Here is a 13505-nt window from a genome sequence, read left to right as displayed (position 1 = left end):
CCGGACGTAGCCAGACGCAGTACGCAAACAGTAGGAGAAGCGAGACAGAGATGGCCCCCACCGCCGCCACGGCACCCCTCCTTCGCGATGTCTTCGACATCAAGACGTCCATCTCGACGTCCGACTTCGTCCTGAAGCTCGCCGAGGCGGTTTCCGAAGAAGGCGCGGCGCAGGCTCTCGACCACTACGTCGTCACCGAGCGTCTCCTGGAGAACTTCGACGAGGCGCTCGGACTGATCAAGGCCGCGCTCGACGGGCATACGTCGAAAGCGGCCTATCTCCACGGCTCCTTCGGTTCCGGTAAGTCGCACTTCATGGCCGTGCTGCACGCCCTGCTCCGAGGTGATCAAGCCGCACGCGCGCGTACCGACTTCGATCCGATCCTGGCCAAGCACGAGTGGCTGGATAGTGAGCGCAAGCGGTTCCTGCTCGTGCCGTACCACATGCTCGGTGCGAAGTCCCTGGAGCAGCGGGTTCTCGGGGGGTACGTCAGTCACGTAAAGGCTCTGCATCCGGAGGCCGCGACGCCCCAGGTGTATCGGACCGACTCGCTGTTCGAGGACGTCCGCTCGCTGCGACAGCGGATGGGCGACAAACAGTTCATCGAGGGGCTCGCCGGGGCGGACGACGCGTCCGGCGACGATGCCGATGACGAGTGGGGCGACGCCTTCTCCTGGTCGCCCGCGCTCCTCAACACTGCCCTGACCGCCGAAGAACTGGACGGCGAAGAGACCAACCTGAACCTGGTCAATCCGAGCACTCCAGCGGAGCTGCGCGCCAAGCTGGTGCATGACGCCAGTGCCACCTGGTTCCCCGGCTTCGCCAAACACGCCGCCGAGGACGAACACGGCTTCATCTCGCTCGACGCCGGCCTCGCCGTGATCGCCGAGCATGCCAAGTCACTCGGCTATCACGGGCTGATTCTCTTCATGGACGAGCTGATCCTGTGGCTCGCCAACCGCATTCACGACCCGAAATTCATCTCCCGTGAATCCGACAAGATCACCAACTTTGTGGAAGGCGCCGACTCACGGCGGGCCGTCCCGATCGTGTCGTTCATCGCCCGCCAGCGCGACCTGCGCGAGTTGGTGGGTGAGGAGACGTCCGGTGCCGCTGAGGCGGCCATCCAGGCCAGTCTGAACCTGGCCTCGGGCCGCTTCGACAAGATCACACTGGAGGACAGGAACCTCCCCCAGATCGCTCACACCCGGCTGCTCAAGCCGAAGAACGATGAGGCCGCCACCCAGCTGGAAGCCGCATTCGCCAAGATCAAGCGCGTCGGACCGAAGGTCTGGGACGTGCTCCTGGGGTCGGACGAGGGCACGACCGGTGCGGACGAGGCATCCTTCCGGCTGACGTATCCGTTCTCGCCCGCCTTCATGGACACGCTCGTCCATATCTCGTCCGCGCTGCAGCGCTCGCGTACTGGCCTGAAGCTGATGGGGCAGCTCCTCGCCGACCACCGGGACGACGCGACGCTGGACCAGCTGATCCCGCTCGGCGATCTCTACCCGGTGATCGCGGACGGCGGTGACAAGCCGTTCGTGGACGCGCTGAAAGTGGAGTTCCAGGCTGCGGACAAGCTGTACCGGACCAAGCTCCGGCCGCACCTCCTGGCGACGTACGAGATCACTGAGGAGGATGTCGAGCGCTATCGGCACCGCCGTGAAACCGTTGCCGATCAGCGGCTCGCCGATCGCTGCAAGGGGTTCATCGGCGACGACCGGCTGATGTGCACCCTGCTCCTGTCCGCGCTCGCGCCCAGCGTGCCCGCCTTGCGGGATCTGACGATTCACCGCCTCGGCGCGCTCAACCACGGCTCCGTCACCACGCCGATTCCCGGTGCCGAGGTCGGCGTCATCAAGGCGAAAGTCGACGAATGGGCCGCGCGGTTCGCCGAGATCAAGGCGACCGGCACGGACACTCGGCCGGGTGTGCGGCTCGAACTGGCCGGTGTGGACGTCGACTCGGTCCTCGCCAACGCGGACGTGAACAACAATCGCTCCAACCGTCGCGCTCTCGCCAAGCGGCTGCTGGCCGAGGAATTGGGGCTCGAGCTTCAAGAGCGCCTTGTCGCCGACGAGTTGAAGCTCGTCTGGCGCGGGTCGAACCGGATGGCGGAAATCGTCTTCGGCAATGTCGCCGACCGCGAAGAGATGCCCGATCACGAGTTCCAGCCCAGCCAGGACGACCTGTGGCGGCTGATCATCGATCTGCCCTACGACGAGGGCGAGTACGGGCCCCGCGACGACGCCAACCGCATGCGCACCCTGCGGGAAATGCCCGGCCCCAAGCCCCAGACCGTGGCGTGGATCCCCACCCACCTGTCCGCTGCGCGATTCCAGGACTTCCAGCGCCTGGTCGTCATCGACTACGCACTCGCCGACCAGCGCCGCTTCGACACCGTGTACGCCCAACACCTCAACGCGGACAACCGGGCACGCGCCAAGGCGCTCCTCGAAGGGCAGCGGGACTCACTCACCAAGACGGTGAAGGCAGCCTTCAAGCAGGCGTACGGCTGCGCGGACAAGAAGCCCGGAGACGTCGACATCGCCTTCAGCGACCACTTCGAGTCGCTGCCCGATGTGCCCGAACTCCGCGTCTCCATCGGCCAGTCGCTGCGCGACGCGGCGCGGCACGTGGCGGGCAAGCTGCTGGCCCACCAGTTCCCCGCTCACCCTGATTTCGACCCCGATGGCACTCACACCGCTGTGAAGCCCAGCGATGTCCGGGTGGTGTTCAAGAACATCAAGGCGGCGGTGGAGGCGGGCGACCGGCAGACCGAAGTGGACGGCAAGGAGCGGGGCGCTATGCGCCGCATCGCGGCACCACTCGGGCTCGGGCAGCAGAAGGAGGCGTACTTCCGCCCGTCCACACGCTGGGTGGACCACTTCGCACTGCAGGCCCGCGAGGAGGGTGGCCCCGGCGACCTGAGTGTGGTGAAACTGACCGAGTGGCTCGACCGGCCCGAGCGGATGGGGCTCGAGCCATTCCTGGCCAACCTCGTCATCGCCTCGTACGCGGAGATGGACGACCGGGTGTGGGTGCAGGGCGGGGCGCCGCTCGAGCCCGCGCCCGAGCCGTCGGGCGTCAAGCCCCAGTACGCATTGCGCTCGCAGCCACTGCCGGAGGAGTCGGTCTGGGAAGAGGCCGGGCGACGGTACTGGGACATCTTCGGTGATCCGCCGCCGAAGCTCCGCCGCGGCCGGCTCGTGAGCCAGTTCGCGCGGCAGATCACAGGCAAGGCCCGAGTGTTCCAGCCACATGCGATCGACCTGGTCAAGCAGTTGGAGAAGCACTCCGGGCTGCTCGGCCTGGATGGGTCCGACGAGTCCGGCAGGCTCGCGCTCGCCCGGCGTGCCCGTGATCTGCTCGACGAGCTGCTCGGACTTGAGCAGAGGGCCGGGGGTGGTTCGGCGGCGGCCAAGCAGATCATCACCGCCTTCGCCTCGTTCGATCTCGGTGAGGTGTCCGCCAGCCGGTACGGAGCCTCGATCAAGCAGGCAGAAGACGTCGCCAAGGCACTGGCCACTGCCGCATGGGACATGCTGAAGCTCGCTCCCAGCTACGGCCCCAGCGGTGAGGTCGTACTGGAGGAGCTGCGGGGAGCGGCACGCGTCGATCAGCGCACGCTGGACCTCAAGGACGCTCTGCGGGACGCCCGGCGCTCCATCGTCGCTGTCATCGAGCGCAGCCAGGCGGCAGCCACTCCCGCCAAGCCCGCTCCCCTCGCCGAGCCGTCGACCGCCCCCCTCACCACTCCCGACGCGGTGAGCCTCAGCACCGACACCAGCCAGCCGCCCGTGCCCTCGGTCCATCCGGTCCGCGGCCGTTCGCCGCGCCGCTCGGGCGGCGGCCGGACCACGGCAGCCAAGGTTTTGGCCGAACTGCGCTCCGAACTTGCCGAGTTGACGGCCACGGAGCCCAACGCGACGATCGAGATCAGCTGGCGGGTCGTGGAATGAGGCATGTGAAGTGAGTACGGCGACCACGACGAGCGCGGTGCGTCTCAACGCCGCCACGATCACCCAGTACCTGGCGTCGCAGTCCGGCCTCGTGTCGAACAAGCGCAGAGCTGTTCTGCTGCGCGCCGCGCCCTCGTGGGACGGTCCGGACGAGCTGTCCTGGGGCGAGCAGCGCAAGGCGCGGATCGAGACCGCGCCCTCACCGCTCGCCGCATACGAACTGGTGCTGGCCCATCTCGCGCGTGACGCAGTCGGCCCCGAGGTGCTCGTCGTTCTCACTGACCGCGAGGAGTCCGAGCTCGGGCCGGACCTGCTGGGCAAGGTGCACCGGCAGCGCGTGAACGCCGTCAATTCCTGGGACGTCGTACGCGAGGCCTTCGGTGCGAGCGGTACCGACCCCCGGCTGTTCAGCGAGAACTGGGCCGCCGAGGCACTCCTGGACGCCACGCCACCAGGACGGTGGCCGCGGACGGGCGGCGGCATGCTGTCGCGGCGCGAGGCACTCACAGCGCTGGCGATGCGACGCCTGGGCATCGGGCGGTACGACGTCGACCGCGTTCCGCGCGATTCCTCAACCGGCGCATCCGGCGACGTGCTCGACGTACCCACGCTGCTGCAGTGGTCGCTGACGTCCGGCGGTCCCGACCGTTATCTCGCGCTGCGCGCACCCGAGCGGGCCGGGCTCGCACGGTTCCTCGCCGAGGAGGAACAGGGCGGGGCGACCGGGCGGGCCCTGCTCGCTCTGGTCGAGGCCGAGCACGGGCCGGACGCCGTCCCGTTCGGCCTCGTCTGCGCGGTCCTGTGGGGTCACGCCGACGCGGAAGCCGATGCCGAGGTCTATCGCGCGCGTGGACGGGCCGAGCGCTGGTTCGGTGAGGAGCCGCCGGGACTCGGTGAAGCGTTGGACAAGATCGCGGCAGCTTTCGGGCGGTCCTGTGAGGAGTTCGTCTCCGGGCTGCTGGTAAGCGCCCGTTCCGAATTCGACGAGAGCGCTGGGGCGGCGCGCCGTCTGACGGGTATCGTCCTGGACCGTGCGGCAACGCTGGCGCAGCAGTTCGGCGCCTCGCAAGCCATCCGCACAAGTCCCGTACTCGCAGCGGGGCTTGAGGAACGGTTCACTGCGGTTGGGCGAGCGCTCCAAGGGGGTGACCCTGCGCGTATCGCAGCGGCAGTGAAGGTACTGAGCAAGCACCGGATCGCCCGGGACAAGGACGCCCCCGTCCGCATTGACCGGGCCCGCATGGCCCAGCGGCTCTCCCAGTGGCTGGCGACCGGCCCGTCGGCCGAGAGTGAGAATGTGGGCGCCGGAATCTCCCGCCACATCTCCGAAACCGGCTGGGTCGATCTGGCGTTGGAGCACATCGAGGCGGGCGGGGATCCTGACCTCACACTCAAGTCCGCGTACGACTCCCTGTGCGCCTCTGTGCGCGCACGTCGTCGCGAGATCGACTGCGCCTTTGCCCAGCAGCTCGCCACCTGGACCGCGGGCGGGAACGCCCCAGGCGTGATGCTGACGGTGGAGACCTTCCTGCGGGAGATCGTCGCCCCAGTCGTGAAGGCCGACGAACGCCGCGTACTGCTGCTCGTCCTGGATGGCATGAGCGCAGCGATCGCTGCCGAGCTGGGAGAGGAGCTGCGCAAGCACTGGCTCGAGTTCGACCCGCTCCCCAAAGCGAAGGACGCCCCGCAGCGCCGTGCGATGGCTGCCGCACTGCCTACCGTCACGGCGGTCTCCCGGACCTCGCTGTTCGCCGGCCGGCTGATGCAGGGCACACAGGCCGACGAGAGACGGCTGTTCCCCGGTCATCGCTTCTGGGACGGTCACGATGTGGCGGTGTTCCACAAGGACGACCTGCGCGCTGAGAGCAGCGGTGCCACCTTCGGCCCCAAGCTGCACGACGCATTCGCCGACGACCGCAAGCATGTCGCAGTCGTCCTCAACACCATCGATGACCGTCTTGCCACGGAACAGAAGCTCGGTGACGGCGCCTGGCGGCTCGATGAAATAGGGCAATTGCAGGCTCTGCTGAGGCTTGCCGCCACACAGGGCCGCGCTGTGATCCTCACCAGCGACCACGGTCATGTCATCGACCGGCACGGCGTGAGGGTGACGGCCGATAATGCGCAGTCGGCCCGGCATCGCGGCCCTGGAGGCCCGCTGTCCGAAACGGAGATCGCCCTCTCCGGCCAGCGTGTCGTCGCGCCCGCTCCTGGGGGCGAGATCGTCGCACTGTGGGACACCGATTCGCGCTACACGTCGCAAAAGGCGGGCTATCACGGCGGCGCGTCCCTGGCCGAGTTCGCCATCCCTGTGCTTGCCTTCCTCCCGTTCGGGGCGAAGCCACCGGCGGGCTGGCGGGAGCTGGGCAGTCCCCAACCGGATTGGTGGGCGCTGGCCCCACAGGCACCCGAGGAACCGAAGCAGCAGCGTACGGCCGCCGCTCCGGCAGCGAAGAAGCCCGCCAAGCAGACCCCGAAGCAAGCCGAACTCGCCCGGAGCCACGACTCGCTCTTCGAACTGAGGCTGGCCCCGTCCGAGAAGGACGACGGTGCTCTACTCTCCGCTGAACTGGTCCCCTCCGTCGACCCTGTCGGCTCCTTGATCGGCGGGCTGCTCTCGTCCGAGATCTTCCTGGCACAGTTGGACCTGATGGTGTCCGCCCGCAAGCTCACACCCCTCCAAGTGGAGAAGGCCCTACGCGCCCTCCTGGAAGCAGGAGGCACGCTGCCCGTGACAGCGCTGGGACAGCGCATCGGCCTGCCTCCCACCCGGCGCCCCGACGGCTTCGCGGCCGTACTGCGACAACTGCTCAACTACGACGGCGAGCAGGTCCTGGAAGTGTTGCCCGACGGCCGCACCCTGCGGCTGAACCGGGATTTGCTGCGGGACCAGTTCGAGCTGGAGTAACGGCTACAGCCTGAGCCGTAGCCGCCCCAAACAGTCAGGCGAGCTGTCTGAGCAGCCTCGCGAACTGCCGTAGCTCGTCCGTCAGTTGCTTCGACAGCGGGTCTGGATCAAAGTGCGCGATCTTGTTACGGATCTTCCGCACCCGGTCGAGCTGGTGAACGAACTGGACACGGTCCACACCGACCCAGCCGAGTGCAAGCCAATTCTGGTCTGCTCTGGCGCACAACGTCTGGCTGTCCTGGTCGCCCTTGAGCAGTTTGACGTAGTCGCCGAACATCAGGTCAGCGATCTGACCGGTCCGCCGCTCCGGCCTGTTCGGCTGAACGCAGCGGATGGCATCTGGATCGAGCGCCGCACCGAGGCACTTGCGCAACAGGAACTCGATCTCACCCACGACGAAGAAGGGCCACGCTGTCGCCTCGAAGCGCTGCGTAATATCCGCAGTCGTCACGATCCCGGTGAACTGGCCATTGTTGCCCCGGACAAGCAGATAGCCGTGCTCGCTGACCCTAGGCAGCAGGGAGAAGAAGTCCTGGTGCACCTCGGCGACCGGCGGGTCGTGGACCATGGCGTTCGCCAGGATCGACGCCACGCCGGTCTCGTACATCTTGGCCACCGAACTCCAGGTGACGACACCCCGCAAGGTGGATCGGCCGTCGATGACGGGGAGTTGGGAGTAGTCCTTGGTGCGCATGAGGTAGGTCGCCCCGGTCACCTGAGCACTGGAGCTGACCGACTCAAGACCACTGCGGGCGGCCGGCAAGTCGCCGATCTTGAAGGAGTGCTGCGGCAGCGCTCCAGGTGACAGCCCCTCGTCCTCGTCCCCTTCGCCGACAGTCCCCGGGCCGGAAGCAGCTTCCAGGGCAACGACATGAACCTCGGTCCCGCTGTTGCACGTGGCGAAATACGGGAGGGTGGAGAGGCCGACGTCTTCAAGCCTCTGCGAAATCGTCAGCACCGCCTGGTCGTTGCGCACTCGGGTGCCAAAGAGCCCGAGAAGCTCACGCACCGGGATTCTGGAGTCCTTGAGGGCGAGCAGCTGCTGCTCGGACGGCGTCTCTGACACGAACTGCTCACCAGCCCGAGGTGTCGCGGAAGACGGTTCGCTTGCCCATGGCCGACCTCACCAGCTCCAGGAGCTGCTTGGCACGATTGGCGTAAAAGGCGTCGAAGTCGCCCTCGTGCAGCGCGATCGGATCCATGAGGTGGGTGGCGATGACGTCGTCGAACCACTCGGGGCGCATGCCCGACTCGAGCGTGAGCGACTTGAGGTAGGAAGCCGGAGACCCGGTCATGCTCCGGCTCGCCCGGAGAGACAGCGGGGTCTTGTTGACGATCGAGTTCGACTGCGGGGCGTACTGGGGGTAGTTCCTGGAGATCCACCCCTTGGGGAAGATCTGCCGTACGTCGACGCTGTGCTCCACCAGCCGAGCCGGTTTGAGCGGCGCGTCGGTGAAGTACCAGTCCACCGCCCCCTGCTTGACCAGAAGCGCGTAGATCCCCTTGTACGCTGCGCTGTTGCGCGTGGTGAGGGAGTCAAGCCGGTCGGAGAGGAACGCGGCTTCGCCCACGGTGTCTGGCACTCCCCCTTCCTCGCCGCGGATCCAGCCGATCAACTGCTCCACGTCACGGGTGAACCGGCTCTCCGTCGACCCGCCGTACATCTCGCCGAGCACACCGCACCAGTACCACTGGCTGATCCGCTCATCACCCCCCGGTGCGTCGGTGCGGTCTCCGAGGATGGCCCTGACAGCAGCGAGTGGGACGAGCTGCGTGCGATACGGGAGGTCAGAGCTACGGACGATGCACTGCTGTTCCAGAAAGGCTCCCACCCATCCAAAAGCATCGGCCACACGGGGTGCCAGACGCCGGAAGTCGGCGAGCGGCAGTCCGAGCAGGTCGCGCCGCTTGCACGAAACCGCCGTCCCGGGCCCTTGCTGCTTGAGCTCCCACGTGCGAACCAGGGCAACAGCCTGCAGGAAGTCACTGCTGCTCAGTCCGTCCTCGACACCAGCTTCCAAACGCCCGAACACCGGGTATGTCGAGGTCAGCTCCTTCTTGATCCTCTCCCACTCCTCGGGGAGTCGGTAGTACCCCCCGCGCTCCTCTACATGGTCGCGATTTCCCGCGTACGTAGCAGTGAGCAGCTCGAAGACATTCAGGGGAACGCCGCCCGTGTTCACCCGCTCGAAGACCGCACACACGGCGTCTATGGGGGTGGCAGCAGCGAGCTTGATCATCGGTACTTGGAACGCCTGCACATGGTTCAGGACATGCTCTTCGAACTGCGACCAGAGATCCCAATGTGCGTCGTCGACCTTCACAAATGCCCGTTGCCAGGCATTCACCCGCTGGGTGTCGAAGACAAGGTGCAGGGGAAAGTATCCCGCCGCACACTCCCGCTCGATCGTGCTCAGGTCGAGAACAACCTTGCGCGCGAAATTCGACTTGAGAATTCTGTCCTCGGGCACAGAAACGATCGCTTCGTCGCGGTCCGAGGGCGACCCGACTGCCTTGGCGATGTCGACGTAGTACCAACGCTTCAGGTCCTTGCCACGGGCATCGACCGTTTCGACGGGCCGTTCCCTGTGGAGTGCCTGGAAGAGCGAGGTCAGTCGCTGCTGCCCGTCCAGAAGCAGCAGGTCGGGGACCCTGTCCTCCGCATCCTCAGCGCCCTTCAGCGCCCTGGCCTTGAAGGGGGACGTTCCTCCGGTCTCGAGCGCCATCACCACGCCGAGCGGATAGTCGAGCGTCACGGTTGCGATGAGCGCCCTGATGCGCTCGTCGTCCCACTTCCACTCGCGCTGGAAGTCCGGGAGCTGCAGGATCCCGGACGCGACATCCTTGAGGACGTCTTTGAGCCTTGGACTGTCGAGCGCCACGCTGCGTGATCCCCCACCTGGGCCTGAATGTGTAATGGGCAATTGCACCAAGCTGATCAGATGGGCGTCAAGCAGTTCACCTGCTTCTCCTCACACACCGAAGAGATCCAGCCACGGAGCGGCGTGTAACGCCCTGCGACCAAGGACAGTCGGCGACTGCCCGGCTCGGCCACCGGGACACCTGACCAGATGGAAGACTGGCGGCGTGAGTACAGACCGCCCCAACCGAACCGCCCTCGTCAGTGCCGCCCGGCGCCGTGACGTGCTCGACGCCCTGCGGCGCGGGGCCGTCCCGGAGAGGGGCCTCGACCTGCTCGCCACCGGTCTGGGCCGGTTCCAAGCCGCGCTCGACGCCGAACTCGACGCCGTGACGTCGGGGGCCTCGGTCTTCAAGGCGGTACGAGGCGAATACGGATCCGGCAAAACATTCTTCACACGGTGGCTCGGGGAGCGCGCCAAGCGACGCAACTTCGCCGTCGCCGAAATTCAGATCTCCGAAACCGAAACCCCGCTGCACAAACTGGAAACCGTCTATCGGCGACTCGCCGAAAGACTGTCCACACCGGGATTTCCGCCGAGCGCACTACGTCCCGTCGTGGACGCCTGGTTCTATGCCTTGGAAGAGGACGCTCTCGCCGCCGGAGCTCCGGAGGAGAAACTGCCGGACGACGTGGAACAGCTGATGACGGCGCGGCTCACCGAGGTGTCCCGCCACGCCCCGTCATTCGCGACAGCCCTGCGTGGCTACCGAACCGCTCTCACCGCAGGTGATGAAGCCACGGCCTCGGCTGTCATGGCCTGGCTCGCCGGCCAACCGCACGTCGCTGCCGCCGCACGGCGAGCCGCCGGCGTGCGCGGCGATCTCGACCACTTCGGCGCTCTCGGGTTCCTGCAGGGTCTGCTCACCGTGCTGCGCGATTCGGGCCACCCGGGACTCTTCGTCGTACTCGATGAAGTGGAAACTCTGCAGCGGGTACGGTCCGACGCACGCGACAAGGCACTCAACGCGCTGCGACAACTCATCGACGAGGTGCATTCCGGCCGATTCCCCGGTCTCTACCTGGTGATCACGGGGACACCGGCGTTCTTCGACGGCCGACAGGGCGTGCAGCGGCTGGCTCCGCTGGCCCAACGGCTGGCCACCGACTTCACGACCGACCCGCGCTTCGACAATCCGCGGGCGGTGCAAGTACGCCTCTCGGGCTTCACGCTGGACTCGCTCGTCGGTCTGGGGCTCACGATTCGCGATCTGTACGCTGAAGGCTCCTCGGCTTCCCAGCGGATCAGGACGGTCGTGGACGACGCCTACGTCGCCGATCTGGCCAAGGCCGTCGGCGGGGCGTTGGGCGGGAAGGTGGGGGTAGCGCCGCGCGTCTTCCTCAAGAAACTCGTAGGCGATGTCCTTGATCGCGTCGATCAGTTCGAGGACTTCGCGCCCCGGCAGCACTACGCCCTGACGGTGCGCACCGCCGAGCTGAGCGAAGTCGAGCGAAACGCTGCCTCGGGGCCCGACGACGTCGACCTGGACCTCCCGTGACCGGCGGCCCCGAGCCGCTGGACCGGCTGCACCCCGGGCTGATCCATCACATCGTCAATTCCCTTGGCTGGCCCGGCCTGAGGCCGCTCCAGGAGGAAGCGATCACGCCACTCCTGGACGGCTCGGATGCCGTATTGCTCGCCCCGACCGCCGGCGGGAAGACCGAAGCAGCCTCTTTCCCTCTTCTGTCGAAGATGGCGCAGGAGAACTGGACCGGCACCTCGGTTCTCTACGTCTGCCCGCTCAAGGCCCTGCTGAACAACCTGCTGCCACGCCTGGAGACTTACACCTCCTGGCTGGGACGTACCGCCGCGCTCTGGCACGGGGATGTATCCCAGTCCCGCCGCAAGCGCATCCTGCGCGAGCGGCCGGACCTGCTGCTGACCACTCCGGAATCCCTGGAAGCGATGCTGGTCAGCGCGAATGTCGACCACCGGGCCTTCTTCTCCGGGCTGCGTGCGATCGTCGTCGACGAGGTGCACTCCTTCGCGGGGGACGACCGGGGCTGGCATCTGCTGGCTGTGCTCGAGCGCTTGGAGCGAGTGGCAGGGCGACCGGTGCAGCGCGTCGGGCTCTCCGCCACCGTGGGGAATCCTGAGCAGCTGCTGAGCTGGCTGCAGGGGTCAGGCGCGGGCAAGCGCACAGCGCACGTCGTGGCACCGCACCTGCGCGAGGAGTCACCGGCCACGCCACCGCCCGGCGACGTCCAACTCGACTACGTGGGTTCGCTGGCCAACGCGGCCACGATGATCGCAGCGCTGCACCACGGTGAGAAGCGTCTGGTGTTCTGCGAGTCCCGCAAGCAGGTCGAGGAGCTCGGCCAGAGTCTGCGAGCCAAGGGCGTGACCACCTTTCTCTCCCACGCATCGCTGTCCGTCGACGAGCGGCGCCGAGCCGAGGAAGCTTTCGCCGAAGCACGCGACTGCGTGATCGTGTCCACGAGCACCCTCGAACTCGGCATCGACGTGGGTGACCTGGACCGCGTCATCCAGATCGACGCGCCGGGGACGGTCGCCTCGTTCCTGCAGCGACTCGGGCGCACAGGGCGGCGCCCCGGCTCGACTCGCAACTGCCTCTTCCTCACCACCGACGAGAGTGGCCTCCTTGCTGCGGCGGCCCTCCTGCTGCTCTGGTCGCGCGGGTGGGTGGAGCCGGTCGTGCCCCCACCCGAGCCCCGGCACATCGCCGCTCAGCAAATCCTGGCTCTCTGTCTACAGGAGCACCAGGTCGGCGACCGGTTGTGGCAGGAGGGGTGGGGTGGGCTCGGACCGTTCGGACCTTCCGCGGAACCCGTCGTGCGCCACCTCGTCGACGAGGGCTATCTGGACCAGGACAGCGGGATGCTGTTCATCGGGCCCGAAGCCGAACGCCGCTTCGGCTACCGGCACTTCATGGATCTGACCGCCGTGTTCACCGCGGCTCCGGAGTTCACCGTGCTGTCGGGCCGTACCGAGATCGGCACGACGGATCCCGCCTTGCTGACCGACGACGTCGTGGGCCCGCGGCGGTTGTTGCTCGCCGGACGCAGCTGGCAGGTGACGTACATCGACTGGTCGCGGCGCCGCTGTTTCGTCGAACCAGTGGACGGTGGAGGGCGTGCCCGGTGGGGCGGAGTCGGACTCAGCCGCACTGCTTCGTACGAACTGACGCGCGCCGCCCGGGAAGTCATGCTCGGCGCCACACCAGCCGTCGAACTCACTCGGCGTGCCGAAGGCGCTCTCGCCCAGGTTCGCGAGGACGGCGCCGAGATGGTTCACGCCGACGGCACGGTGATGGTGCGGGGCGGACGCGACACGAACGTGCGCTGGTGGACCTGGGCCGGTCACCGGGCGAACGTCACTCTGGCGGCTACGCTCACCACCATCGCCGATCCTCTCCAGCGCCCCACAGACACCTACGTCCGGCTGCGCGAGGACATCACGCCCCAGGGGTGGAAGAAGGCCGCCGCCGACGCTGCCGATCGTCTGTGCCTGCCCGCCGTGGACCCCCGCGCGCTGACGGGCCTGAAATTCAGCACCGCACTTCCCCAGCGACTGGCTGAGACCACCCTCGCCGCCCGGCTGGCCGACCTCAATGGCGCAGCTCTGTCGCTGAGCGAACCGGTCAGACTCGTTGTATCCGGCGGGTGACAGACATCGCGTCACGGCCTATGCGGCCACAGCGATAACTCGATGTTGTCTGTGTGCAGTTGTCGCTAGAGTATTCCCACGCCG

General features: G+C 67.1%; 6 protein-coding genes. 4 read left to right on the top strand and 2 right to left on the bottom strand.

The genetic code is table 11. The features are described from left to right. Positions 1-50: 50 nt before the first annotated feature. Entirely contained in the window at positions 51-3965 is a 3915-nt protein-coding gene (gene pglY, locus AC0KTA_RS29050; RefSeq protein WP_481051172.1) for a BREX-2 system ATPase PglY, read from the top strand. A gap of 37 nt (positions 3966-4002) precedes the next feature. Next, positions 4003-6873, top strand: a complete 2871-nt coding sequence (pglZ, locus tag AC0KTA_RS29045; protein ID WP_481051171.1) for a BREX-2 system phosphatase PglZ — start codon at positions 4003-4005, stop codon at positions 6871-6873. A 34-nt stretch (positions 6874-6907) separates the two neighbouring features. Here pglZ and AC0KTA_RS29040 read toward each other — a convergent pair whose 3' ends face one another. Both AC0KTA_RS29040 and AC0KTA_RS29035 read right to left on the bottom strand, forming a co-directional pair. Then, entirely contained in the window at positions 6908-7939 is a 1032-nt protein-coding gene (locus AC0KTA_RS29040) for a CBS domain-containing protein (protein WP_481051170.1), read from the bottom strand. A gap of 7 nt (positions 7940-7946) precedes the next feature. After that, complete coding sequence (locus AC0KTA_RS29035; RefSeq protein WP_481051169.1) at positions 7947-9755, bottom strand: GmrSD restriction endonuclease domain-containing protein; 1809 nt, start codon at positions 9753-9755, stop codon at positions 7947-7949. Positions 9756-9960: 205 nt separating this feature from the next. Here AC0KTA_RS29035 and brxD point away from each other — a divergent pair, with 205 nt between their 5' ends. Both brxD and AC0KTA_RS29025 read left to right on the top strand, forming a co-directional pair. Beyond that, a complete protein-coding gene (gene brxD, locus AC0KTA_RS29030; RefSeq protein WP_481051168.1) occupies positions 9961-11292 on the top strand; it encodes a BREX system ATP-binding protein BrxD in 1332 nt (443 codons plus the stop codon). Beyond that, positions 11289-13421, top strand: a complete 2133-nt coding sequence (locus AC0KTA_RS29025; RefSeq protein WP_481051167.1) for a DEAD/DEAH box helicase — start codon at positions 11289-11291, stop codon at positions 13419-13421. The genes brxD and AC0KTA_RS29025 overlap by 4 nt, the downstream gene beginning before the upstream one ends. Positions 13422-13505: the final 84 nt, after the last annotated feature.

It is taken from the genome of Streptomyces sp. Y309, from assembly GCF_056712025.1.
The sequence above is the reverse complement of the archived record's forward strand: the minus strand, read 5'-3'. Positions and strand labels throughout refer to the sequence as shown.

Excerpts from the sequence above, each read along its gene's own strand:
- pglY (WP_481051172.1), top strand. The coding sequence starts at position 51 with ATGGCCCCCACCGCCGCCACGGCACCCCTCCTTCGCGATGTCTTCGAC.